23 protein-coding genes are annotated in these 23,498 nt (G+C 64.6%); 14 read left to right on the top strand and 9 right to left on the bottom strand.

From position 1 onward, the window contains the following. Nucleotides 1-368: 368 nt before the first annotated feature. From FNA67_RS16935 to FNA67_RS16965, 7 genes are all read right to left on the bottom strand, one after another. Nucleotides 369-1,160 (bottom strand): sugar isomerase domain-containing protein, encoded by a 792-nt coding sequence (locus FNA67_RS16935; protein WP_147657124.1) that lies wholly within the window; start codon nt 1,158-1,160, stop codon nt 369-371. Between the two features lie 23 nt (nt 1,161-1,183). Then, nucleotides 1,184-1,930: a GntR family transcriptional regulator gene (locus FNA67_RS16940; RefSeq protein ID WP_049706261.1), complete on the bottom strand. Its 747-nt coding sequence runs from the start codon at nt 1,928-1,930 to the stop codon at nt 1,184-1,186. Next, entirely contained in the window at nt 1,923-2,801 is an 879-nt protein-coding gene (locus tag FNA67_RS16945; RefSeq protein ID WP_147657126.1) for an ROK family protein, read from the bottom strand. The genes FNA67_RS16940 and FNA67_RS16945 overlap by 8 nt, the downstream gene beginning before the upstream one ends. Continuing rightward, nucleotides 2,798-3,682, bottom strand: coding sequence for a carbohydrate ABC transporter permease (locus FNA67_RS16950; protein ID WP_147657128.1), 885 nt, complete (start codon nt 3,680-3,682; stop codon nt 2,798-2,800). The genes FNA67_RS16945 and FNA67_RS16950 overlap by 4 nt, the downstream gene beginning before the upstream one ends. Continuing rightward, nucleotides 3,679-4,572: a carbohydrate ABC transporter permease gene (locus tag FNA67_RS16955; protein ID WP_147657130.1), complete on the bottom strand. Its 894-nt coding sequence runs from the start codon at nt 4,570-4,572 to the stop codon at nt 3,679-3,681. The genes FNA67_RS16950 and FNA67_RS16955 overlap by 4 nt, the downstream gene beginning before the upstream one ends. Before the next feature lie 205 nt (nt 4,573-4,777). Then, nucleotides 4,778-6,064 (bottom strand): ABC transporter substrate-binding protein, encoded by a 1,287-nt coding sequence (locus FNA67_RS16960; RefSeq protein ID WP_147657132.1) that lies wholly within the window; start codon nt 6,062-6,064, stop codon nt 4,778-4,780. 417 nt (nt 6,065-6,481) lie between these two features. Beyond that, the gene (locus FNA67_RS16965; RefSeq protein WP_049706266.1) at nt 6,482-8,293 is read right to left on the bottom strand and encodes an ABC transporter ATP-binding protein; all 1,812 of its coding nucleotides are present in this window, start codon (nt 8,291-8,293) and stop codon (nt 6,482-6,484) included. Nucleotides 8,294-8,808: 515 nt separating this feature from the next. Between FNA67_RS16965 and FNA67_RS16970 the strand changes: the two genes are divergently transcribed. The 12 genes from FNA67_RS16970 to FNA67_RS17025 all read left to right on the top strand — a co-directional run bounded on the left by FNA67_RS16970 (nt 8,809) and on the right by FNA67_RS17025 (nt 20,855). After that, nucleotides 8,809-9,753 carry a DMT family transporter gene (locus FNA67_RS16970; protein WP_147657134.1) on the top strand — a complete coding sequence of 315 codons (945 nt, stop codon included), beginning with the start codon at nt 8,809-8,811 and terminating at the stop codon, nt 9,751-9,753. 12 nt (nt 9,754-9,765) lie between these two features. Then, nucleotides 9,766-10,998, top strand: coding sequence for an AGE family epimerase/isomerase (locus tag FNA67_RS16975; protein WP_147657136.1), 1,233 nt, complete (start codon nt 9,766-9,768; stop codon nt 10,996-10,998). Nucleotides 10,999-11,236: 238 nt separating this feature from the next. After that, nucleotides 11,237-11,380, top strand: coding sequence for a DUF1127 domain-containing protein (locus FNA67_RS16980; RefSeq protein WP_082202210.1), 144 nt, complete (start codon nt 11,237-11,239; stop codon nt 11,378-11,380). Nucleotides 11,381-11,517: 137 nt separating this feature from the next. Further along, nucleotides 11,518-12,831 carry an O-antigen ligase family protein gene (locus FNA67_RS16985; protein ID WP_147657138.1) on the top strand — a complete coding sequence of 438 codons (1,314 nt, stop codon included), beginning with the start codon at nt 11,518-11,520 and terminating at the stop codon, nt 12,829-12,831. A gap of 97 nt (nt 12,832-12,928) precedes the next feature. Further along, nucleotides 12,929-13,909, top strand: coding sequence for an ABC transporter ATP-binding protein (locus FNA67_RS16990; RefSeq protein ID WP_049706270.1), 981 nt, complete (start codon nt 12,929-12,931; stop codon nt 13,907-13,909). 11 nt (nt 13,910-13,920) lie between these two features. After that, entirely contained in the window at nt 13,921-14,721 is an 801-nt protein-coding gene (locus FNA67_RS16995; RefSeq protein WP_049706271.1) for an ABC transporter permease, read from the top strand. Between the two features lie 3 nt (nt 14,722-14,724). Beyond that, nucleotides 14,725-15,597, top strand: coding sequence for a substrate-binding periplasmic protein (locus FNA67_RS17000; RefSeq protein ID WP_147657140.1), 873 nt, complete (start codon nt 14,725-14,727; stop codon nt 15,595-15,597). Beyond that, on the top strand, nt 15,594-16,211 hold the full coding sequence (locus FNA67_RS17005; RefSeq protein ID WP_147657142.1) for a zinc metalloprotease: 618 nt from the start codon (nt 15,594-15,596) through the stop codon (nt 16,209-16,211). The genes FNA67_RS17000 and FNA67_RS17005 overlap by 4 nt, the downstream gene beginning before the upstream one ends. A gap of 150 nt (nt 16,212-16,361) precedes the next feature. Further along, nucleotides 16,362-16,931: a c-type cytochrome gene (locus FNA67_RS17010; RefSeq protein ID WP_170267348.1), complete on the top strand. Its 570-nt coding sequence runs from the start codon at nt 16,362-16,364 to the stop codon at nt 16,929-16,931. Between the two features lie 82 nt (nt 16,932-17,013). Then, the gene (locus FNA67_RS17015; protein ID WP_244616375.1) at nt 17,014-18,801 is read left to right on the top strand and encodes a pyrroloquinoline quinone-dependent dehydrogenase; all 1,788 of its coding nucleotides are present in this window, start codon (nt 17,014-17,016) and stop codon (nt 18,799-18,801) included. A 73-nt stretch (nt 18,802-18,874) separates the two neighbouring features. Continuing rightward, nucleotides 18,875-19,705, top strand: a complete 831-nt coding sequence (locus tag FNA67_RS17020) for a substrate-binding periplasmic protein (RefSeq protein WP_049706276.1) — start codon at nt 18,875-18,877, stop codon at nt 19,703-19,705. Nucleotides 19,706-19,760: 55 nt separating this feature from the next. Further along, nucleotides 19,761-20,855 (top strand): calcium:cation antiporter, encoded by a 1,095-nt coding sequence (locus tag FNA67_RS17025; RefSeq protein WP_147657148.1) that lies wholly within the window; start codon nt 19,761-19,763, stop codon nt 20,853-20,855. Here FNA67_RS17025 and FNA67_RS17030 read toward each other — a convergent pair. Beyond that, nucleotides 20,852-21,262, bottom strand: coding sequence for a VOC family protein (locus FNA67_RS17030; RefSeq protein WP_147657150.1), 411 nt, complete (start codon nt 21,260-21,262; stop codon nt 20,852-20,854). The genes FNA67_RS17025 and FNA67_RS17030 overlap by 4 nt on opposite strands. 229 nt (nt 21,263-21,491) lie before the next feature. On the opposite strand from FNA67_RS17030, the gene FNA67_RS17035 reads away from it, so the two are divergent. Both FNA67_RS17035 and FNA67_RS17040 read left to right on the top strand, forming a co-directional pair. After that, nucleotides 21,492-21,689, top strand: coding sequence for a DUF2934 domain-containing protein (locus FNA67_RS17035; protein WP_049706279.1), 198 nt, complete (start codon nt 21,492-21,494; stop codon nt 21,687-21,689). 78 nt (nt 21,690-21,767) lie between these two features. Then, nucleotides 21,768-22,694, top strand: coding sequence for a glycosyltransferase family 8 protein (locus FNA67_RS17040; protein WP_170267349.1), 927 nt, complete (start codon nt 21,768-21,770; stop codon nt 22,692-22,694). Nucleotides 22,695-22,729: 35 nt separating this feature from the next. On the opposite strand, the gene FNA67_RS17045 is transcribed toward FNA67_RS17040, so the two are convergent. After that, nucleotides 22,730-23,497 (bottom strand): ABC transporter permease, encoded by a 768-nt coding sequence (locus FNA67_RS17045; protein WP_049706281.1) that lies wholly within the window; start codon nt 23,495-23,497, stop codon nt 22,730-22,732. Nucleotide 23,498 lies beyond the last annotated feature (1 nt).

A 23,498-nucleotide genomic window follows, 5' to 3' on the forward strand; every position in this document is an offset into this window, starting at 1 on the left:
GGGAGTGATTAACTCACTCGCGTCGTTCGTGCTAAACCGTCGCTTTCGCTCCGGTCAGTGCTTCGTTCGCCGCCGCGTTTCGCAGCGCCGCCTCAGCGATGTCGGGGTTATATGGGCGACCCGATTTGCTGTCAACGGCCATTTTGCGAAAAACGAAAAAATCCGTCATCTCGACCTGTGGAAAGTCGTTTTCGCGTTTTAGATCAAAGCGTTACTCCGTCATCACGCCGTCGTGGTGTTTTCCCACAGCCGGTTTCGTGACGATTCCGCGACGGTTTGCGGCCCTCTCTCCCGCACCTTGCCTGCAAAACAAAAGGGAGGACCGTGCGGCCCTCCCCTTCCCGTCCCCAGCGAGGCCGGTTTTGCCCCTACTCGGCGGCCATGGTCTTCTTGAAGGTGTCCAGGTGCTTGGCCTGTGCCTCGATCATGCGCTCGCGATAGACGCCATAGATGATGTCGGTATCGTGCAGCGTCACGCCCGCAATGGTCGGCGAAGCGAAGACCGGCAGCTCGATGCCGCGATCGGCCAGGTTCTGCGCCGTTTCCGCGATGAGCTCGTGCATCATGATCATGGCCAGCACCGTCGAGGAACCCGAGACCGGACGGCTCCAGCCTTTCACGTCCACGATGGCATCCTCGATGGGTGCGCCGGTATCGATGACGATATCGGCGGCATCGGCCAGGCGCTTGCCCGAAGAGTGGGTCGCCGGCTTGTCCAGGTTCGCCTTGGCGGTAATGGCAATGACGGTCATGCCGCGCTTCTTGGCATAGAGCGCCGTATCGATACCCGAGGCATTGCGGCCCGAGTGACCGAAGATGACGATGGTGTCGCCTTCATTGAGCGGCTGATGGTCGAGGAACTTCTCGGCGTACTTCTCGGTGCGCTCGAGCCAGAGCAACTCGCGCACGCCACCGGCGCCCAGCACGTTGTGCCACATCACGCGCGGGTCGGTCAGCGGATTGAAGCCAACATAGGAACCGTAACGCGGAAACGTTTCCTGGACGGGCAGCACCGAGTGGCCCGAACCGTAAAGGTGCACGAGGCCCTTGTTGGCGAGGGTATCGGCCATGGCGGCGGACGCCTTGGCGAACGCGTCCTGGTTGGCAGCGCCGGCCTGCTCGGCGAGCTTGGCCAGCTTGCTGATGTAAAGGAGGGACATGGGGAGGACCTTTCAGGGAGTGGTTAGATGTAAAGCGTTGATCGGATCTCGTAGCGGTCGGCCCGCATGGTCGAGACGGTGAATTCGAATGGCCCCTTGGCGTCGTAGGCGATGCGCTCGACGACGAAGGCGGGCGTGCCGGCGGGGAGCCGGATGAGGTCGGCGTCGATCTCGGAGACCGCCCCGACGCGATAGACTTCCTTGGCCTTGACCGGGATCACCCCATAGCGGGCGCGCAGCAGGTCATAGAGCGACTGCATTTCCCTGGCGTCTTGGGCCAGCTCGGCGAAACGACTCTGCGGCAGATGCGCGGTCTGGATGCCGATGGGTTCGCTATTGCCCAGCCGCAGGCGGCGCAGGCGCACCACCGGATCGCCGAGCGAAAGATCGAGCGCATCGGCGACGTCCTCGCTGGCGGGGACGACTTCGGCGTCGAGCAGTTGCGTGCCCACGGTCAGGCCGAGCGAGGCCATTTCCTCGGTGAAGCTGGTGAGGCCGCGCACGCCGGCGACGACCGTGGCGCTGCGCACGAAGGTGCCTCGGCCATGCTCGCGGCGAAGCAGCCCCGCTTCCTCGAGATTGCGCAGGGCGTGGCGCACGGTGATGCGCGAGATGCCGAGCAGGTCGCAGAGCTTGTCCTCGTTGGGGATCTGCGATCCGGACGCCCACTCGCCGTTTTCGATCAGCGCCCGCAGGGCCATCTCGGCCTGGTGCCAGAGCGGCTCGGCGCGGCGGCGATCGGGTTTTTGAAACATCTTCACGTCAGTCATGGCGTTGTCCCCATTCCCTGCCCATGCTGCCGGCAACAGCCGCGCCGACAAGGCCGGCGCGCGGCCCGAAATGGCCCGCACGGATTTCGATTGCCCGCAGATGCGGGGGAAGTTGCCGGCGCAAGGCCGCCAGCATCGGCGGCACGATGACGTCGGTGGATGATGCCACCCCACCCGCCAGGATCACCGCCTGCGGATCGAGCAATGCCACGGCTCCGGAAAGCGCGGTGCCGAGGGCCTGCATCGGTTTGCCCAGGGCCGCGATGGCTTCGGGCTCGCCGGCGCGGGCAGAAGCGATGAGCGCCGAGCCATCCTTGAGGCCGATCGCCTGCCCGGCGGCATCGAGGGCGCGGCCCGAAGCATGGCGCTCAAGCCAGCCGGAGCGGTCCTCGCCCGGATCGGAAAGATCGGCACTCGCCCAGCCGAAGGAGCAGGCGCCCCCGCCGCTGCCGCGAATGATGCGCCCGCCCGCCAGCACGGCCGAGCCGATGCCCGTGCCGATGGCAAGAAGAATGGCGTCCGAGAGTCCTCGGGCCGAGCCGGCGGCGACTTCGGCGAGAAGCGCGAACTGCGCGTCGTTGCCGAGGCCGATTTCGATGCCCGGGAAAAGGGTCTTGAGATCGTTGCCGTCGAGATAGCCGAGATTGGGCACCCACACGCAGGTGGTGTCGCGGGCAAGGCCGGGAATGCCGAGCCCGAGATGGGTGGCGTTGTACTCGGCGATGAGACCGCCGACCCTGGCGGTGAACTCACCGAGGCTCTGCGGCGCCGGCCACTCGCCGACCGGCTGGACGCCCTCGGGGTTGGCGGCATCGGCGATCCCCGCCCGCAGGCGGGTGCCGCCCAGATCGATAGCGATAACGCGGCTCATCCCTTCACCCCCGTGGCGACGATGGAATCCACAAAGAAGCGCTGCAGGAAGACGAAGAGGATCAGCGGCGGCAATACCGCCAGCGTTGCGCCGGCCATGACGAGGCCCGTATTCATCGCGCCGCGGTTATAGGAGAGCAGGCGCGAGAGCGAGATGACGATGGGGTACTGGTCGGTATTGCCCTGCAGCACCGTGAGCGGCCACAGATAGCTGTTCCAGTGGTAGACGAAGGCGAAGAGCGCCAGGGCCGCGATTGCCGGCATCACCGAGGGGGCGACGATCTGGAAGACGATCTTGAGCTCGGAGGCGCCATCCATGCGGGCGGCGTCGATCAGCTCGTCCGGCACGCCCTTGATGAACTGGCGCATGAGGAAGATGCCGAAGGCATTGGCGAGGTTCGGCACGATGACGCCGGCCAGGCTGGCGTTGAGCCCGAGATAGCCCACGATCCGGTAGAGCGGGATCAGCGTCACGATGGGCGGCAGGAACATGGTGGCGATCAGCACCGAGAACAGCACGTTCCGGCCCTTGAACTGATATTTGGCGAAGGCATAGCCGGCCATCAGCGAGGTCACGAGGATCGCGCCCGTCGTGAAGACCGCGATGATCGCCGAATTGATGAACGAGCGCCCGACGCTGATGACGTCGGCCACCTGGCGATAGGCATCCAGGTTCGGCGTCGCCGGGAACCAGACCGGCGGCACCGCCATGGTTTCCTGCGGGGTCTTGAGGCTGGTCAGCACCATCCACACCAGCGGGAAGGCGGCGACCACCGAAGCCAGGATGATGAGCGTGAAGATGATCGCCTTGGACAGGCTGATGCCGTTCCAGCGCGGACGCTCGTTGCTGCGCGGTTCGGTTGTGGCAAGGGTCGTGGTCATGCGCGGTCTCCCTTGCGTCCGAAGAAGGCAAAAAGGGCGACGATGGCCACGATCAGCGAGAGCATCAGCGTCACCGCCATGGCCGAGCCCAGCCCGCCCTGCGCGCGTTCGATGCCGACGCGCCGGATATGATAGGTGAGGACATTGGTGGAATTGACCGGCCCGCCCTGCGTGATGAGCGCCACCGGCTCGAACACCTGCACCGCGTTGATGATGGCGATGACCGAGGCGAAGAGCATGGTGTTGGCGAGAAGCGGCAGCGTGATGGTGCGGAACTTCTGGTCCGCCCGCGCGCCATCGATTTCGGCCGCTTCATAAAGAGAGACGGGGATCTGCGTCAGCCCTGCCACCACCAGCACGGTGAAGTAGCCGATCTGCTGCCAGACATTGAGGATGACGATCGAGAAGAGCGCCGTATTGGGCGAAGATAGCCAGGTCTGCGGCCCGATGCCGAACCAGCCCAGGATCTGGTTGAGCGGCCCCTCGGTCGGCGAATAGAGCTTCGAGAACACCAGGGCCACCGCGATCATCGGCACCATGTAGGTGGAAAACAGCACCGTGCGCAGGAACACCCCGCCCTTGACGTGCTTCTGGTGCACCAGCAGGCCCAGCCCCACCGAGAGCGGCAGGATGATGATGACCGAGAGCGCCGTGTAGATCGCGGTGTTGACCAGCGCGCCCTTGAAGTCGCGGCCGATCGAGGTGTTCGAGAAGATATCGAAGAAATTCTTGAGGCCGATGAACTGGGCCGTCTCGAAACCGGTCTGCGTCGACCAGTTCTGGAACGACAGCCAGATGGTGAGCAGCATCGGCACAAAGATGAAGACGCCGATCACAGCGACGGCCGGGCCCAGCATGACGGCCAGCGATCCTATAGTCTGTCGTTGCATCGGCTATTCCTGAAAGTCGTCGTGTAGGTGGTAGTCAGCCCACCACCCTCGATCCATCCCCGCCACCGCACTTCCCCCGCTTCAAGCCGGGGCCCACGGATTTCTCCACGCGGGTGGAGGGTTGGAATGGGCCCCGGGTCTTCGCCCGGGGAAGTTCCGTGGTTGGGGGGAGTTGGTGGCGTGGCTGTCCACGCCACCTTGAGCCTTACTGCGCGTTGCGCGTCAGGATTTCCTCGGCGTCAGCCTGCGCGTTCGCCTGGGCATCGGCGGCATTAAGCTGACCGAACTGCATGGCTTCGAGCGTCTTCTGCAGGGCTTCCGAGAATTCCTGGCCGCCGAGCACGGTCGGGAACGGCTTGGCGTCGGCGAGCGTGGCGGTGTAGCCGGCGAGGAACGGGTCGGAGAGCTTGCCCGAAAGCGCGGTCACGTCGGAATTGCGCGAGGGCAGGATACCCATCGAGATGAGGATATCGGCCATGGCCGAAGCGCCTTCCGGCCCGGATTCGGGTCCGTTGAGCCAGGTGAGGAAGTCCCAGGCGGCGGCCTGTTCTTCCGGCGAGGCCTTGGAATTGACCACGGTCATCCACGAATAGGAGATCGAGCGGGCCTTGTCGCCCGACGGCCCCACGGGAATGGGCGCGGTGGCGATATCGGCAAAGGCATCGCCCATGCCGGCCTTGAGGGCGGATTCCCACCAATTGGCCATGATGATCATGCCGGTCTTGCCCGAGACGAAATTGTCCAGGAACGGCCCGGTGGTGTTGGCGTCGGCCGTAGCCATCGCCGGATCGGAATAGCCTTCCTTGATCAGCGTCTCGTAGAGCTCGAAGGTCTGCTTGGCCTGCTCGGTATCGAGCGTCGGCTTGCCGTCGACCACGAGGTCGCCGCCATTGGAGACGAGCAGCGAAGCGAAGGGATGCAGCACGCCCGCGGCCCAGGAATTGATGAGCCCGAAACCCTGCTGGCCCTTGTCCTTGTTGGTGAGCGCCTTGGCGGCGGCCAGGAACTCGTCCCAGGTCTTGGGCGGCCCGGCGATGCCGGCTTCCTCGAAGAGCTTCTTGTTGTAGTTGAGCGCGTAGACGTCGATTTCGTTCGGCACGCCATAGAGGGTGCCCTTCTGGCTGGCCGCCGAGACGATACCGGCCGGCCAGTTGGCGGTGACGTCGGCAGCAACGGCTTCGGGAGCCGGAGCGACGAGCGCGTCCTTGGCGAGGTCCGGCAGCCAGGCGTCATAGATGCCGGCAATGGTGGCGCCACCAGCGCCGCCGCCCGAAGTGCGCAGCGTCGTCAGCAGGTCGCCGAACGGCACGGCGCGCACGGTGATCGCCACATCCGGATGCGCTTCCGAATAGGTCTTGGCGGCAGCTTCGAGCTTGGCAACGGTATCGGGCGCCCAGTGCGTCAGGAACGACACGTCGACGGCCCAGGCAGTACCCGGCGTCATCGCGACGATGGCGATGGCGGCGCAAGAAATGCTCCGGTTAAGCTTCATTGAAATTCCCTCCTTTGACCGGGGATGGGTGGCCCGGCCCTGTTTGACAGAAGGAGAGGTTATAACGTCATAATGGGAGTGGCAAGAGGTTATAACGAGTTGTGGATCGGGGTGCCGCACCCCCACCCATGTTCCCTCCCCACAAGGGGGAGGGAGACCTGCGGGCTCGATCGCGCCCCAACGCATCCCTCCCCCTTGTGGGGAGGGAACGAGGGTGGGGGTAAAGCAAGAGCCACAGTGCTCCTTGCTCCCCCTCCCAGCCTCCCCCGCAAGGGGGGAGGTGTTTCGAATCGAGTTGCTGGTGAACGACGCGTGCCAAAACCGCGATAGGCACCTCCCCCCTTGCGGGGGAGGTTGGGAGGGGGGTAGCCACACACCCCAAACAAAAAGGGGCGACCCACCGGCCGCCCCTCTCAATCACTCCGCCAGCACCAACCCCTTGGTCAGCTCCAGCGCCTGCCGTTCGAACAGCCGGCGATAGATCCCGCCCTGAAGCTGGATCAGCTGAGCGTGATCCCCCTCCTCGACGATCTTGCCCTTGTCGAACACCAGGAGGCGATCGAGCGACTTCACCGTTGAGAGCCGGTGCGCGATGACGAGCGTGGTCCGCCCCACCATCAGCCGCTCCATGGCCCGCTGGATCAGCACTTCGCTTTCCGAGTCGAGGCTCGAGGTGGCCTCATCGAGGATGAGGATCGGTGCGTCGGCGAGGAAGGCCCGGGCGATGGCGACGCGCTGCCGCTCGCCGCCCGAGAGTTTCACGCCGCGTTCACCCACCAGCGTCTCGTAGCCCTTGGGCAGAGCCATGATGAACTCGTGGGCGCTGGCGAGGCGGGCTGCCTGCTCGATCTCGGCGCGGGTGGCGCCGGGGCGGGCATAGGCGATGTTCTCGGCCAGCGAGCGGTGGAAGAGGATCGGCTCCTGCTGCACGATGGCGATCTGCTGGCGCAGCGAGGATTGCTGCACCCTCGAGATATCCTGCCCGTCGATCACGATCTTGCCGCCCGTCACGTCGTAGAGACGCTGGATGAGCTTGACGAACGTGGTCTTGCCCGAGCCCGAGTGCCCCACGAGGCCCACCTTCTCGCCCGGCGCGATCTGCACCGAGAAGTCCGAATAGAGCGGACGAGCATGCGAGCCGTAACGGAAGTCGACATGGTCGAAATCGATCCGACCTTCCTCGATGACGATCGGCTTGGCGCCGGGCTTGTCGTCGATCCCCAGCTTCTGGTGATGGATGTCGACTAGCTCCTCCATGTCGTTGATCGACTTCTGGAGGTTGCGGATGTGCATGCCCACGTCGCGCAGGTACCCCTGGAGGATGAAGAACGTCGTCAGCACGAAGGTGATGTCGCCGGCCGAAGCCACGCCCGTCTGCCAGAGCCAGAGGCCGGCAGCCAGGATCGCGCCGCGCATGGCCAGCAGCATCACGCCCTGCACCGAGCCGTTGAGGGTGCCGCGGTTCCAGGTGCGGTCGGTACGGTGGCTCCACTTGTCGACCACCTTGGAGAGACGCGATTCCTCGCGCGTCTCGGCGCCGAAGGCCTTGACCACGGTGTTGCACGAGATCGCATCGGCCAGCGCCCCACCCAGCTTGGTGTCCCAGGCATTGGAGAGCGTGGCGGCCGGGGCGACATAGCCCACCGAGAGGAAGAAGGTGAGGCCGATATAAAGGAGCGAACCCACGCCAACGATCAGGCCCATGATCGGCCAGTAAAGGCCGAGCAGGATCGTCGAGCCCACCAGCATCACCAGCGAGGGGAAGAGCGCCACCAGAATGGTGTCGTTGAGGAGATCGAGCGCCCACATGCCGCGCGTGACCTTGCGCACGGTCGAGCCGGCAAAGCTGTTGGCGTGCCAGTCGGTCGAGAAGCGCTGCAGGCGATGGAAGGAATCGGCGACGATGTCGCTCATCATCCGCAGCGTCAGCTTGATGATGCCCATGAAGGTGAGCTGGCGCAGCACCACCGAACCGAGGCCGAGCGCCATCAGCGCCCAGAACGCGGCGATGGCGGCATTCCAGGCGATCTCATCGCCCGCCGCGCCGCTGGCGACGGCATCCACGAGCTTGCCCGAATAGAGCGGGGTCAGCACGTCGGCGATGGTCGCGACCATGATGAAGCCGACGATGGACGCGATCCGCATCGGCTGCCTGGCCCAATGTTGGGCAGTAAATCCGAGCACGTTCTTGAAGGCGTGCGCACGGATGTCGAGCTTGAAACGAGCCATTGTTTTCGATCCGGACTCGCCCGCACGCGGCACGAGTATCCGGTCCCATAAAGCAGAGAAAAGGAAATACATCCGGCGGGGCGGGCTGCTTGGCGGCCCCGAACTTACGCAGCGCGGATGGTGGTGACCTTGCGTGAGCGACCTAACGGTGCTGCTTGGCCATAATCCCGAAACAAGGGAATGCTCCGGCCGGGAAAACGCGCATATCTGTCATAAGACGCCTCCCTGTGGCGTGAGCGAAGAAGAAGCTTGTAGCCGAGGGATTCGGGTTTGGGAAGAGGGAAAGAGGGGGGCCCCATGCGCGCGGCCTCCCCCTCATCCGGCGCTTCGCGACACCTTCTCACCGACGAGGCGAAGGTTGGCGCTTGCCTCTCCGTCCGTGCCCCAGCGAAACCCTCGCCCCGTCGGGGAGAGGGTGCCCGGCAGGGCGGTGAGGGGAGCCGCACACACCGCACCCCCTACCCCCACATCCCGTCGCCTGCTATCTCTCCCCTCCTCACCATCGCAGCACCACCATGTCACCTCGTCCTCACAACCTTCCGCTCGGCATTCTTGCCGGTATCGGCGCCGGCGCCTTCTGGGGCGGGGTGTTCCTGTTGCCCAAGGTATTGCCCGAGTTCTCGCCGTTCGAGCTGACGGTCGGGCGTTACCTCGTCTACGGGCTGGTGTCGCTGATGCTCCTCGCCCCGCAATGGCGGCGGATCGTCCGGGTGGTCCGGGCCGCCGACTGGGTGGCGCTCGTCCGCCTCTCCATGCTCGGCAACATCGTCTATTACGTCTTCCTGGTCGAAGCGATCCACCTGGGCGGCATCGCCATCGCCTCGCTGATCGTGGGCCTCATCCCGGTCGTCGTCACCCTTGTCGGCTCGCGCGACCACGGCGCCATCGCGCTCAAGAGCCTCGCCGGCCCGCTGCTGGTCATTGCGGTGGGCATGGTGCTCATCAACTACGATCTCTTCGCCATCGATCCGGGCGGAGCCGACCCCTGGCTCAAGCTCGTCGGCGTCATCTGCGCCGTGGTGGCGCTAGGCTGCTGGTCGGCCTATGCCGTGGGCAATGCCCGCTGGCTGGGCAAGATCCACGCCATCTCGAGCCAGGACTGGTCGCTGCTGACGGGCCTCGTCACCGGCGGCCTGGCCGTGATCCTGGCAATCCCGGTCTTTGCGCTCTCGACCGGGCACGAAGCCTCCGCCTGGATGAACTTCTGGATCGGCAACGCCGTCATCGCCATCGGCGCCTCGGTCATCGCCAACAGCCTCTGGAACGCCGCCAGCCGCTTGCTGCCGCTCACGCTTTCCGGCCAGATGATCATCTTTGAAACCCTCTTTGCGCTGCTATACGGATTCCTCTTCGAACAGCGCTTCCCCCGGCCGCTCGAAATGCTGGCGATCGCGGCCCTCATCATCGGCGTCACCTGGTCGGCCCGGCTGCACCAGAGCCACGCCGTTCAGCATCAATAAGGCGAGGAGACCATGCCCCAAAACCCGAACTGGACCGACCGGCCCTATCACCGGCACTGGCTGATCCAACAGGCCGACGCGCTGTTCGATTTCTTCCAGCAGCCCTCGATCAACCCGGCCGGGGGCTTTTACGAGCTCACCGACGACGGCAAGCCGCAGACCTGGCTCAACGGGTTGCGCCAGATCCACGTCACCACGCGCATGGTGCACTGCTTCTCGATCGGGAGCCTACTCGGCCGGCCCGGCTCGGACGAGATCGTCGACCACGGCCTCTCCTATATCTGGGAGAAGCACCGCGACGCCGAGCATGGCGGCTACATCTGGAGCCTGGACAATACCGGCCTCAAGGACACCAGCAAACAGGCCTATGGCAACGCCTTCGTGCTGCTGGCCGCCTCGAGCGCCAAGGTCGCCGGGCGCCCTATGGCCGACCAGATCCTTGCCGACATCACCGAAGTCATCAACACGCGCTTCTGGGAAGAAGCCAATGGCGCGGTGACCGAGGAATTCAACCGCGACTGGTCCCCGATCAGCAATTATCGCGGCCAGAATTCCAACATGCACCTGACCGAGGCGCTGATGGCCGCCTTCGAGGCTACGGGCGACCGCTCATACCTCGACAAGGCCGAGCGCATCGCCGACCTCATCATCAACCGCAATGCCCGCAAGCTCGGCTGGCGCGTGGCCGAGCACTTCGACTCCAACTGGGTGCTCGATGAAGGTTATCGCGGCGCCGACATGTTCCGCCCCGCCGGCACCACGCCCGGCCACTGGCTCGAATGGGCGCGCCTGTGCCTGCAGCTCTGGGTCCTGGGCGGCAAGAAGATCGATTGGCTCAGGGAAGCGGCGCAGGGCCTTTTCAAGGCATCGATCGAGCTGGGCTGGGACTCTTCGCGCGGCGGCTTCTATTACACCCTCGACTGGCAGAACCAGCCGGCGCTCAAGCAGAAGCTCTGGTGGCCGGTCAGCGAAGCCATCGGCGCCGCCACCTTCCTCAAGGCCCATGTCGGCGGGGACTATTACGAAGACTGGTACCGCCGCCTCTGGGACTTCGCCGCCAACCACCTGATCGACATCGACAACGGCGGCTGGCACCCCGAGCTCACCGAAGACCTCAAGGTCGGCTCGAGCCTCTTCGAGGGCAAGCCCGACATCTACCACGCCCTCCAGGCCTGCCTCATCCCGCTCTTCCCCGCCGAAGGCAGCCTCACCAGGTCCATTGTCGAGAGCGGCGGTCGGATCTAGCGCTGGGACCATTCGCCCCTCAACCTCTCCCCACAAAGGGGAGGGAAGCCGTGGAGCGAGATCGAGCCGGCAGGTCTCCCTCCCCCTTGTGGGGAGGGAACAGGGGTGGGGGGAAGCACGCAACCCGATCCCGGTTAACCCAACATGCGATTCTCGCATGCCTCCTCTACGCTTTGAGCCCTACCGCTTCGGTGCGGTCTGCGCCATTTAAGCAGCGTACAAGGAAGGACCGAAACAGATGAACATCCGCCAGAAACTCGCCCAGTTCGCCCAGTATCAGCAGACCGTCCGTGAGCTCTCCGCTCTCGACAACCGTCAGCTCAAGGACCTCGGCATCACCCGGGCAGACATCAAGACCATCGCTCGCGGCGCAGCGCTCTAACCAGCAGCTACCGAAACAGCGATACCGAACGAAGGCGCCCGCAAGGCGCCTTTTGTTTTTGGGGCCGGCAAACACGGTTCACGTCCGCTTAACCCTAGCCCCGCAATTCTCCCCATCGCGCCCCGCCGCAAGGCAGAATGCCCGCTGGAATCCATCCCTCGGGCAAGCCCATGTCTCTGGTCCACACAACCGACTCCGCGGCCCTCGCCGGCCGCGCCGCCGGCGCGGAATATATCCAGGCACGCGCGCGCGCCTGGTTGCCCCTCATGGTGGCCGCATGGATCTTCTCGGGCGGCATCATTCTCTTCGAGCCCTCGTTCTACGAGTTCCTGTTCCTGCCCGTGCTCGGTCTCGCCATCCTGGCGGGGATGCGCCTCTATCGCTCGACCCTGCCGCTCCTGGTGCTGACCATCGCCTTCGTGCCCTTCTCGCTGATCGCCGCCTTCCAGGTGGTCAACATCGAGATGTCCCAGGCCTTCATCTTCGCCATCGTCACCATCTTCCTGCTGCTCACCACCTATTTCGCCGCCAACTACGTGGCCGTCGACACTCACCGGCGCATGCGGGCGATCATCATCGCCTATGCCGCTATCGCGGTGATCTCGAGCGTGATCGGGGTGCTGGGCTACCTGCACCTGGTGCCCAATGGCGACCTGTTCCTGCTCTATGGCCGCGTCAAGGCCATGTTCAAGGACCCCAACGTCTTCGGCCCGTTCCTCATACTGCCGGCCATCTACGCCCTGCAGCGCATCCTCATGACCCGCGACTTGAAGCGCATGCTCGTCGCAGGCGCCATCTTCATGATCATCCTCGTCGGCGTCTTCGCCAGCTTCTCGCGCGCCGCCTGGGGCAATTTCGCCGCCGCCTCGCTCCTCTGCTTCCTCATGGTGTTCCTGCTCGAAGCCGGCGTTCGCGACAAGGTGCGCCAGATCATGCTCGCCCTGGCGGGCGGCGCCGCGCTCATCGTGCTGCTCGCCGGCATCATCAGCACCCCGGCCTTCAATTCCCTCTTCGAGACCCGCGCCAGCGTCACCCAGGACTACGACACCGGCGAAACCGGCCGTCTCGGACGCCAGGGTTACGCCTTCGATCTGGCGCTCCAGCACCCCTGGGGCCTGGGGCCGATGGAGTTCGGCACGCTCGAAATCGCCGAGGCGCCCCACAACAGCTACGTGACGGTCCTGCACCATTACGGCTGGGGCGGCGGCCTGGCCTATTACCTGCTGATCATCCTCACGCTCTGGCGCGGCTTCTGGGGCCTGCGCTTCAAGGCCAACCGCCTGCTGCTGATCCCGCTGCTGGCGACCTATGTCCCCCTCGTGGTCGAGGCGGCCATCATCGACATCGACCACTGGCGCCACTATTTCCTCATTGTCGGGCTCATCTGGGGCGTCACCACCTTCAACGCCGCCGACCAGCCGCGGCGCGACCGCGAGGCGGCCCTCATCTAGCCGCTGCCCTTGCACGGCGCAAAAACTGCTGATCCAATATGGCCCTGGAAGCGTTGTACTTTCCCACGCTGCTTTTGGACCGGCCCAGGATCTCGCAATGCCAGGCTCGCCGATCATCGAACTGCGCAATCTCGGCAAGCACTACGGCAACACCGTCGCGCTCGACGACATCAACCTGGATATCCTCGACAACGAAGCCTTCGCCCTGCTCGGGCCGAACGGAGCGGGCAAGACCACCCTGCTTCATATCCTCTGCTCGATCCTCACCCCGGATTCGGGCACCGCCACCATCGCCGGGTTCGACGTCGTCCGGCAGCCGCTGCGCGCCCGCAAGAATCTCGGCGTCGTCTTCCAGGAGCCGAGCCTGGACGACCGACTGACCGTCTACGAAAACCTCGATTTCCACTGCCTGATCTACCAGGTGCCCGCCCGCGAGCGGAAACGGCGCATCGCCGAAGTGCTCGAACTGGTCGAGCTTTCCGACTGGCGCGACAAGCTCGTCCGTACCCTCTCTTCGGGCATGAAGCGGCGCCTCGAGATCGCGCGCGCCCTCGTCCACGATTCCCGCATCGTCTTCCTCGACGAACCCACCGTCGGGCTCGACGTGCAGTCGCGCGCCCGCATCTGGGGCTACCTCGATGAACTGCGCAAACGCCGCCAGCTCACCCTCGTGGTCACCACCCACTACATCGAGGAAGTGGAGAATTGCGACCGGGTCTGCATCATCGACCAGGGCCGCATCATGGCCATCGGCACCCCGGCGGGTCTCAAGAGCGACTATGGCCACCAATCCCTGCGCGTGGTCCCCATCGACGCCGATGCCCTGGGCGAGATCCGCGCCGCCTATCCCGAGGCGGGCCAGCAGGACGACGAACTCGTCATGCCCGTTCCCGATGATCGCTTCGCCGGCGCGTTCCTGGCGCGCTACGGCAACCGGGTGAAGGAATTCGTCCTCGATACGCCAAGCCTCGAACAGGTGTTCCTGGCGCTGACCGGCCGCGCCCTGCGCGACAAGGAGGCCTCGGGCCGCGAGCGCACCTATGCCTTCGGCCGCCGCGGCGGTGAACACACCCGATAAAGGAGATCGCCTTGCATCTGCTCGGAGGGGTCTATGCCATCTGGCTGCGCGAGGTGAAGCGCGCCCTGCGCGATCGCGGCCAGCTCATCGGCGGCATCAGCCGCCCCCTGCTCTGGGTGCTCATCATGGGCATAGGCCTCAACCCCTATTTCCGCGGCGAGATCTACGGCGAAGTCCGCTTCGTCGTGCCCTATACCTACCTCCAGTTCATCTTCCCTGCCGTCATCGTCCTCAACATCATGTACACCTCCGTGCAATCGGCGGTGTCGGTGATCTGGGATCGCGAATTCGGTTTCCTGCGCGAAGTGCTGGTCTCGCCCATGCCGCGCAGCCTCATCCTCTTCGGCAAGATCCTGGGCGGCACCACCGTTGCCGTGCTCCACGGCTGCCTCGTCCTCATCCTCGCGCGCTTCGCCGACGTCACCTTCGGCCTCGACCAGTTGCTCAAGGGCCTGGGCCTGATGGCGCTCCTCGCCTTCGGGCTCACCTCGCTCGGGGTCATCATCGCCAATCGCGTGCGCAGCTTTGAGGGCTTCGGCGTCTTTTCGAACGCCATCATCCTGCCCCTCTACTTCACCTCGAGCTCGATCTTCCCGCTCGATCCGGCGCTCTCGCGCGCCCAGATGACGGTGATCTATCCCGAGTGGCTCATCGTGCTGGTTACCTGGAACCCCATCACTTACGCGGTCGATGCCCTGCGTGGCGTCTTCCTCAACTTCAACCAGTTCGACCCCATGCTCGGGCCCACCATCATCCTCGCCATGGCCGTTGGGTTCTTCCTCATCGCCCTCTGGGAATTCCAGAGGAACTGACCCGTGTCCGGACCCGACGACATCGACCGACCGACGGGCCTCCAGCGCGTTTTTGGCTCGCGCCTCTGGCGCGACCTGTTGATCGTCGCCGTCATCGTCGCGCCGCTGAGCCTGGTCTACCTGTTGCCGACCGACACTTCGCTCGCCGAGGTCCAGCGTCGCGGCGTCCTGACCGCCTGCGTGCCCACGTCCTATCCGCCCCTCGTCATGGAAGGGAACGACCCGGGCTTCGATATCCGCATGCTCGAGGAAATAGCCAGGCGGCTCGGCGTTGCCCTGCAGCTCAACGTCAACCCCGCCATCGGGCAGGACTTCAACCCGCGCAACTGGCGCGTCAACCGCGCCCAGTGCGAAATCCTGGGCGGCGGCGTGGTCGTCTCCGCCCAGACGCGCTCGTTCCTCGAGACGATCAGCACCGACGTCCAGACCGGCTGGGCCCTGGTTTCCCGCAATGGTCCGGACCTGCCCAGAGGCGCCAGGGTCGGCATCTTCCCGGGCACCGGGGGGCTCGACCGCGTCGCCCTCTCCGCCCTCATGCGCCAGAACGGCATTGCCGTTTCCCTGCTGCCCTCCGCCGCCGCCCTCGAGGCCGCCATCGCCTCGGGCGCGGTCGACGCGGGAATCACCGAGAGCCTGGGCGCGCGCGGCATCGCCAGGACCCATCCCGACTGGACCGTCGCCTGGCTCCCGGCGCCCTCGGCGCGCTACGCCCTCGGCTACGGCTTGTGGAAAGGCGATCTCATGCTCAAGCGGCGCCTCGCCGCCATATTGGGCGACCTCGAGCGGGAGGGCTTCGTAAGCGACCTCGAGACGCAATATGGCATCCTGCCCATCGAGACGACCGCAGCGCTGGGCGGGGAGGCCAAGGCCCCATGAACTTTCTCAACGACCTCTCGCTGTCCCAGATCGTGACGCGCCTTGCCGGCTACCTGATCGTGGTCACCATTCACGGGCTGACCGTTGCCGGCCTCGCCACGTTCCTTGGCGACCGCGACCCCGCCCAGGCGGGGCGGCTCACCATCAATCCCATCCCGCACGTCTCCTTTCCGGGCCTCATCGCGGCGATCCTCTTCCAGCCGAGCTGGATGCGCCCGCTGGCGCTCGAACCCGGCGTCATGCGCGGCGGGCGGCTGGCGCTCGTCCTCGTCTACGCGGTCGGCCTCGCCGTGATCCTTGCCGTCGTCCCCCTGCTGATGCCGCTGCGGGTCTGGCTCTCGACGCTTCTTACCGGCACCGCGGCCGTCTCGGTGCTCGGCGTCATCGACGCCGCCCAGCGGCTCGGCATCTGGTTCGTGCTGCTCAACGCCCTGCCGCTTCCCGCCCTCACCGGCTCGCTGCTGCTTCAGGCCGCCTATCCCGCCAGCATCGACCGCATCCGCCGGGCGGAGCTGCCGGCCATGCTGATTTTCCTCGTGGTTCTGGGAACCGGTTGGTTCGAGAACGCGTTAAGCCCACTGCAACTGGGCTTGGGTCGTCTGCTGATGAACTGAGCGCGTTGCCATAGTGGCGGGCCCATGAATGGGTTTGAGGGGCCTAGTGTTCTCTGCTCCACCAGAGTTCCAGTCCAATATCTGCGGGTACGAGCCTTTCCATCGCGGCGCCGAGTGCGGGGCCGTTCCACCATGGTGTAGGAGGAAATCTTGCCACTCCCCAACAGACTGATCGCAGGCCTGGCGGCGCTGATTGCCGGAACGGCCCTGCAAGGAAGCGCCATCGCAGCCGATGGCCATTTCACGGCCGAGCAGGCGGCGCGCGGCCAGACCCAGTACAACTCCAATTGCGGTTCCTGCCATGGCATGCAGCTGGAAGGCGGCGTGGGACCGACGCTCAAGGGCGTCGACTTCCTGGGCAACTGGGGCACCGCCGGCGGCATCTACGACTACTTCTCGGTCGCCATGCCTCCGACCGCCCCCGGCAAGCTCGGGGAAGACGTCTATGTCGATATCCTCGCCTACATCCTGAGCGTCAACGGCCTGGCCGCCGGCAGCGAGGAGATGACCGCCGACGCCTCGGTGATGAACGCCATCAACCTGACTGAAGCGGCGGCAGCCAACGCCGGTGCAGCGTCCGCTCAGACCGCCACGACCGCCGAAGTCCAGTTCGAGGGTCCGGTTCCACAGGCCTTCACCTTCGGCAAGTCGCTGCCCACCAAGCAGCCCGACGGGTCCGTCCAGGACGTCGTTTCCGGCAGCGCCGCTGCCAATCCGTGACCGTTTCGCCGGCGGATAACCGCCGGCTCGATCGACGGCCTGTTTCGGACCGCCGTGGCTAAATCATACCGGGAGATCCCTGATGACACTGCGTCTAACCACCTTATTGGCGTTCACCGCACTGTCCGCGATGAGCCTGCCTGCCTATGCGCAGGACGCCGCTACGCCAGCCGCCCCCGCAGCACGCTCCTACAAGCCCGTCACCAACGACATGATCCTCAACCCACCCCCCGAGGAGTGGATCAGTTGGCGACGCACCGTCGACAACCAGGGCTATAGCCCGCTCGACCTGATCAACAAGGATACGGTCAAGAACCTCGAACTTGCCTGGGCCTGGCCGATGGCGGCCGACGGTCAGCAGGAATCGGCTCCCCTTGTCCATGACGGCATGATGTTCCTCTCCACCAACCAGAACATCATCCAGGCGCTCGACGCCAAGACCGGCGACCTCATCTGGGAATACCGCCACGTCCTGCCCCAGCTTCCCTCCTCCTGGGGCTATCAGCTCAACCAGGCGCGGCGCCAGAAGAACTCCATCGCCCTTTACGACGACAAGGTGATCGTGGCGACCGCCGACGCCAAGCTCGTCGCCCTCGACGCGGCGACCGGCAAGGTCGACTGGGAGACCCAGGCTTTCGATACCAGCAAGGGCTATAGCTATACCGTCGGGCCGCTGATCGTGAATGACAAGGTCATCTCGGCCATTTCGGGCTGCTCGATCGCCGGCACCGCCGGCGGCTGCTTCATCGCCGCCCATGACGCCAAGACCGGCAAGGAACTCTGGCGCTTCAACACGATCGATGACCCCAAGAACCCCGAGCAGGAAGCCTCCTGGGGCGACGTGCCGCCGGAAAACCGCTGGGGCGGCACGCCCTGGACCACCGGCTCCTATGATCCGCGCACCAACACCACCTTCTGGGGTATCGGCATGCCCGGCCCCTATTCCCAGCTGATCCGCGGCTCGGGCGAGGGTGCGGTGCTCTACACCAACAACACCGTGGCCCTCGATGCCGATACCGGCGAGCGCAAGTGGAACTTCTCGCACCTGCCGGCCGACAACTGGGACCTGGACAGCCCCTTCGAGCGCATCCTGGTCGATGAAGGCGAGGGCGACGCCGCCAAGCACCTTCTGGTCACGGTCCCCGGCAAGGACGGCATCGCCTTCGCGCTCGATCGCGATACTGGCAAGTATCTCTGGTCGCGCGAAACGGTCTACCAGAACGTGGTCAAGAGCATCGACGCCGAAGGCAAGGTCACCCTCAACAGCGACCTCGTCCCCACGGCGGTCAACCAGGAAGTGTTCGTGTGCACGTCCGTCTCGGGTGGCAAGCTCTGGATGGCCGGGGCCTACAGCCCGCGCACCCAGACCTATTACGTGCCGCTCGCTGAAGCCTGCAACACCGTGACCCCGACCGTGACCGAGTTCACCGCAGGTAACGCGGTGGGCGCCACCAAGTTCGGGCCGCGCGTGCTGCCGCCCAACATCACCGATGGCGGCGTGGTGGAGGCCATCAACGTGGCCGACGGCTCCCAGAAGTGGCGTCTCAACCAGCGCCCGACCTTCACCTCCTCGCTTCTGGCGACCGGTGGCGGGCTCGTCTTCGGCGGCGACGCCGGCCGCTTCCTGATGGCCATGGACGAGGAAACCGGAGACGTCCTCTGGAAGACCCGTCTCAACGCCCCGATCGGCGGCTATCCGATGACCTACGAGATCGACGGCGAACAATATCTCGCCGTGCCGACGGGCTTCTCCGCCCAGGCCGGCAGCTCGGCCTCGATGTTCCCGGAAATCCCGGTGCCGAGCGGTTCGGGCAACTCACTGTTCGTGTTCAAGCTGCGTTCGGACAACGCCAAGACCGCGAGCAACTGAGCCCTGGCTCATGCCGATTGGAAGCGGGGGGCGATGCCCCCCGCTTCAGTCTGATCCGACCGGAAGGCGCCCCATGTTCAAATCCCTGTTCCTCGCCGCACTCATGACCCTCGGCACGGTCACCGGCGCCCTCGCGCAGGGCGGCGGCCTGCCTCAGGAACTGCAGCACAACACCCGGCGCATGCAGGGTGACCAGATCACCTTCTGCCTTGACGAACAGAGCGTGGGCGCGCCCTTCGATCACCGCGTGGGGGAAGCCATTGCCTCCGCGCTCCTCCTCAAGGCCAAGTTCACCCGCGCCCCGTCCGGCTTCGGGCTCGACGCCCAGGGCTATCTCGACGAACTCCAGATCGTGATGGCCAACGAATGCGACGTGCTGCTCGGCATCTCGCTCCAGCCCAACTTCCCCTACCCCGAATGGGCCTCGCCCACGCGGGCCTACGCCCAGGTGCCCTTCGTGCTGGCCGTGACCGACCCGAGCTACAACAGCCTCGCCGACATCCCCAAGACCAGGAAGCTTGGCACGGCGCTGGGCAGCATCGGGGAATACGCCTTCATCACCTACAACCAGCAATTGCCCGAGGCCGATCGCTGGAAGCGCCTGCCCTACGCGGACGCCAAGCTGATGGTCAAACGCCTCAAGGATGGCACGCTGGGCGGCATAATCCTCTGGGGGCCCTCGCTGAGCCGCGCCGTTGGCGGCGACCCGGCCAAGGCCGGGCTGCGCGTCATCGACACCTCCCCGGTCGCCCAGTCCTTCGTGCTGGTGGGCGCCCTCGTCTCCAGCCGCGACACTTTCCTGCGCTCCCAGATCGACGATGCGATCGCCTCGCTCATTTCCGATGGTTCCATGCAGGCCATGCTCGACGAATTCGGCTATCAGGGCAAACCTGGCCCACAATGACGCATTGCCGATAGTCTCGCGCCATCGCATGATTCTCACCTGAACCGGAGTCGACATGGCCAAGGCGTTTTCGCTGACCGATCTACGCCAGGAATGGCCTTCCCTTGCCGCTGCCGTCGTCGGACTGGTGGCATTCACCTTCGAGCACCAGCTTCTTGAAGCCGGTCATTTCGTCTCGCTGCTCGTCGCCGCCGTGCTCATCGTCACCATCGTGATGGCCTCGGTGCGCGTCGCCCACCATGCCGAGGTCCTCGCCGCCAAGGTCGGCGACCCCTACGGCACTATGATCCTGACGCTCTCGGCCGTGGCCGTCGAGGTGCTGGTCCTGGGCATCCTCATGCTCAACGTCGCTTCGCCCACGCTGGTGCGCGACACCATCTATTCGGCCGTGATGCTCGATATGAACGGCATCCTCGGCCTTGCCGCCCTCATCGGCGGGGCGCGTTTCGGCGAACAGCCCTACAACGACGATTCCGGGCGCACCTATGTGGTGATGATCCTCACCGCCATGGCCATTTCCATGATCGTCCCCGAGTTCATCCCGGACGAGAAGTGGCACTATTATTCCATCTTCACCATCTTCGCGATGGGCGCCCTCTACGTCCTCTTCCTGCGCCAGCAGGTGGGGGTGCATTCCTATTTCTTCAGCTACAGCTACCCCAAGTCGCGTGGCGGCGAGAGCGAGCATGGCGACAGTCCGACCGCGCCTTCGGTCGCACTGCTGATCGGCGGCGTCGTCCTGATCGGCCTCCTCGCCGAGGTGATGTCGGGCTTCTTCAACCGGGGGCTCGAGGGTTCGGGCGCTCCGCCGGCCCTGGCCGCCGTCGTCGTCGCCTCCATCTCGGCAGCCCCTGAAATCCTCACGGCCCTGCGCGCCGCTCTCGCCAACCGCATGCAGGCCGTGATCAACATCGCACTGGGCGCGTCCCTCTCCACCGTCATCCTCACCGTGCCGGTCATGGAAGCCATCGCGCTCTTTTCCGGCCAGCCTTTCGTCATGGCCATGACCCCGGTCCAGACCACCATGGTGCTGGTGACACTCATCGTGGCCGCCATCAATCTCTCCGACGGGGAGACCAACGCCATCGAAGGCATGACGCACTTCGTGCTTTTCGCCACCTTCGTGATGCTGACCTTCCTGGGCCTTTAGGCGATCGTTTCGACCGGGGGCCGCTGGTTGACGGCGGCGGGCGTTGCCAGTTCGATGACCACGCCATTGGGATCGCGGATGACCGCGTGGGCGAGATAGGCATCGCCCCGCGGTTCCTCGACGATCTCGACGCCTTCGTCAAAGGCTGCCTGCACGGCCGCCGAAACGTTGTCGACCAGCAGTGTCAGATAGGCGCCTTCGGCGATGCCCCGGGCGGCACGCGGCACGAACTCGCTCACTTCGTCGATGAGCCCGAGCTCGAAATGCGTATCGCCGGGCAGGGTCAGCACCCGTAGCCATGTATGGGTTTCGACCTCGATCATGCCGGCGATGCGCTGGTAGAAGCGCACGCTCTCCTCGACGTCCTTGGCCAGAATGTTGAACCTGATGCGATGGGTGATCGTCATTGCGCTCCTCCTCGAATGGGCAATGGTCGCAAAGCGCGGCGCGGGCGGGTCAGAGGCTCGTCTGCCTATTCGTTGGCCAGGACAGGAAACCGGCAAAATTGTCCTGTTCCTCTTCTCCGCCGCGGCCGGTTGACGCGCGCCGCCTTCCTAGACAACCGCCAGCTGTCGGTGATGGTTCCTGGAACCAGAGGCCCGGCACTTTGGTTGTTCGCGCGACGTGGAGACGACGATGGCAAACGACAAGGACAGTGACGAATCCGTCTGGCATGACGCCGCATTCGAGCAGGCGGTGCGCGACACCGCATACTTTCTATGGGAACAGGACGGTCGCCCGGCCGGCCGGGAGAAGGAATATTGGTTCCGGGCCATGGAGCAGCACCTGCGCGCTCGCCAGAACGAGAAGGAACTACGCGACGGCATGGAATAGCGCCGCCTGCCGCCCAAGGGTTGGCAATCGTCCCGCTTGCCCGTAATGGTTCGCGGGACTTCCGGCTCAGAGAATTCCATGCCCCAGGACACGACGCGCAACGACGCCATTCACGTCGCTCTCACTTTTGACGACAAATATTGGGCACCAGCCTATGCAACGATGCGATCCATCGCCATCGTTAGTCAGCGACGCGCAAGCATCGTCTTTCACCTGCTTCATTTTGGCCTCTCGGACGACCACCGCAAAGATCTCGAGTACATTACCGATGAATTTGGCTCAAAGATCGTTTTCTACGATCTTCTAAAAAATCAAGACATTCTGGATCGAATAGCGCAGCTTCCAACTGTTAAGTACAAACATCTGCACGCTATCGTCTATATTCGACTTTTCCTCGACAAGATCATCGACCAAGAGGCAAAGAGGCTCATATACCTGGACTGCGATATGATGGTCCGGGAACCCATTGAGCAGCTGGCGTACATGGATCTGGAAGGTCATCCTATTGCGGCCGCCGTAGATCCGTATCGTACTGGATTTCAAACAGGGCGGGATTTCCTGCCCAAGTCGTACTTCGACACGACAGACTATTACTTCAATGCTGGACTGATGGTGATCGACCGGGATGCATTCGCCGCGACGGATGTCGTGCCGACCGTTCTGCGCAAAGTCACTGAAGCCGAGTTCCAGGGGCTCTATTACGATCAGGACATGCTGAACATCGCTTTCAGAAACAACTGGAAGCAACTTAGCCCGATGTGGAACCTGCAAAATCCTTCGTGGCCTCATGAGGCCCTGGATCCGCATTTGATCCACTACACGGGGACTAACAAACCCTGGTATCTTTTTTCGCGTACGGCCTTCAAGCGCAACTATCGCCACATAATGCGAAACGAGTATTTCTACCGCTTCCTGCGCGAACGGTTGGTGCGCCGATACGCTTTCCTCAAACCGTTCATCAGCACCAGGCGCCCCGAGACTGAGCCTCCTGCGCGCTGGTCTTGAGAGAGGGAGCGAGCACGCTCGCTCCCCCAGTGCTCCTAATGGCCGGCGGGCTTGGGTGGTAGCCAGCGCGAGAGCATCAGCTCGATCACTTCGATGACCGCATAAACGCCCAGGCCCAGGAACGAGAGGGCGAAGAGGGCGGCGAAGGCCAGGGGCGTGTTGAGCTGGGACGTCGCCGAGAGCAGCAGATACCCCAGCCCGCTCGATGAGCCCATGAATTCCCCGATCACCGCGCCGATGACGGCGAGCGTGATCGCGACCTTGGCGCCGGTCAGCACGAACGGCAGCGCCGCCGGGAACTGCACCTTGTAGAACACCTGCCAGTGCGAGGCCTTCAGGCTCCGCGCCAGCTCGATCAGCTCGCGCGGGGTCGAGCGCAGGCCCGCCGCCGTATCGATGATGATGGGGAAGAACGCCACCAGCCACACGATGGCCAGCTTGGATTCCAGCCCCGTGCCCAGCCACACCAGCACGATCGGCGCCAGCGCCACCTTGGGCACCGACTGCAGGGCGACCAGCAGCGGGTAGAACATGAGGTTGAGCGCGCGCGAATTGGCGATGGCAACCGCAAGCGGAATGCCCACGACCAATGCCAGGAGGAAGCCCAGCACGGTTTCCTGGAGCGTCACCCAGCCTTCCTTGAGCAGAAGCGGGAACCATTGCACGAAAGCCATGAGCACGGCTTCGGGCGCCGGCAGCACGGCCGGCGACACCTTGAGCAGGTGCACGGCACCCGACCAGATGGCGATGAGGATGACGACGCCGGCCAGCGGATAGGCGATGCGCGAAATAGTGTCGGTCATG

Origin of the sequence: Youhaiella tibetensis, from assembly GCF_008000755.1 — a bacterium.
GTDB lineage: Bacteria > Pseudomonadota > Alphaproteobacteria > Rhizobiales > Devosiaceae > Paradevosia > Paradevosia tibetensis.

Bases quoted from the DNA above. Each gene is read 5' to 3' on its own strand.
- FNA67_RS16935 (WP_147657124.1), bottom strand. From the start codon at position 1,160: ATGTCCCTCCTTTACATCAGCAAGCTGGCCAAGCTCGCCGAGCAGGCC.
- FNA67_RS16940 (WP_049706261.1), bottom strand. From the start codon at position 1,930: ATGACTGACGTGAAGATGTTTCAAAAACCCGATCGCCGCCGCGCCGAG.
- FNA67_RS16945 (WP_147657126.1), bottom strand. From the start codon at position 2,801: ATGAGCCGCGTTATCGCTATCGATCTGGGCGGCACCCGCCTGCGGGCG.
- FNA67_RS16950 (WP_147657128.1), bottom strand. From the start codon at position 3,682: ATGACCACGACCCTTGCCACAACCGAACCGCGCAGCAACGAGCGTCCG.
- FNA67_RS16955 (WP_147657130.1), bottom strand. From the start codon at position 4,572: ATGCAACGACAGACTATAGGATCGCTGGCCGTCATGCTGGGCCCGGCC.
- FNA67_RS16960 (WP_147657132.1), bottom strand. From the start codon at position 6,064: ATGAAGCTTAACCGGAGCATTTCTTGCGCCGCCATCGCCATCGTCGCG.
- FNA67_RS16965 (WP_049706266.1), bottom strand. From the start codon at position 8,293: ATGGCTCGTTTCAAGCTCGACATCCGTGCGCACGCCTTCAAGAACGTG.
- FNA67_RS16970 (WP_147657134.1), top strand. From the start codon at position 8,809: ATGTCACCTCGTCCTCACAACCTTCCGCTCGGCATTCTTGCCGGTATC.
- FNA67_RS16975 (WP_147657136.1), top strand. From the start codon at position 9,766: ATGCCCCAAAACCCGAACTGGACCGACCGGCCCTATCACCGGCACTGG.
- FNA67_RS16980 (WP_082202210.1), top strand. From the start codon at position 11,237: ATGAACATCCGCCAGAAACTCGCCCAGTTCGCCCAGTATCAGCAGACC.
- FNA67_RS16985 (WP_147657138.1), top strand. From the start codon at position 11,518: ATGCCCGCTGGAATCCATCCCTCGGGCAAGCCCATGTCTCTGGTCCAC.
- FNA67_RS16990 (WP_049706270.1), top strand. From the start codon at position 12,929: ATGCCAGGCTCGCCGATCATCGAACTGCGCAATCTCGGCAAGCACTAC.
- FNA67_RS17005 (WP_147657142.1), top strand. From the start codon at position 15,594: ATGAACTTTCTCAACGACCTCTCGCTGTCCCAGATCGTGACGCGCCTT.
- FNA67_RS17015 (WP_244616375.1), top strand. From the start codon at position 17,014: ATGACACTGCGTCTAACCACCTTATTGGCGTTCACCGCACTGTCCGCG.
- FNA67_RS17020 (WP_049706276.1), top strand. From the start codon at position 18,875: ATGTTCAAATCCCTGTTCCTCGCCGCACTCATGACCCTCGGCACGGTC.
- FNA67_RS17025 (WP_147657148.1), top strand. From the start codon at position 19,761: ATGGCCAAGGCGTTTTCGCTGACCGATCTACGCCAGGAATGGCCTTCC.
- FNA67_RS17030 (WP_147657150.1), bottom strand. From the start codon at position 21,262: ATGACGATCACCCATCGCATCAGGTTCAACATTCTGGCCAAGGACGTC.
- FNA67_RS17035 (WP_049706279.1), top strand. From the start codon at position 21,492: ATGGCAAACGACAAGGACAGTGACGAATCCGTCTGGCATGACGCCGCA.
- FNA67_RS17040 (WP_170267349.1), top strand. From the start codon at position 21,768: ATGCCCCAGGACACGACGCGCAACGACGCCATTCACGTCGCTCTCACT.
- FNA67_RS17045 (WP_049706281.1), bottom strand. From the start codon at position 23,497: ATGACCGACACTATTTCGCGCATCGCCTATCCGCTGGCCGGCGTCGTC.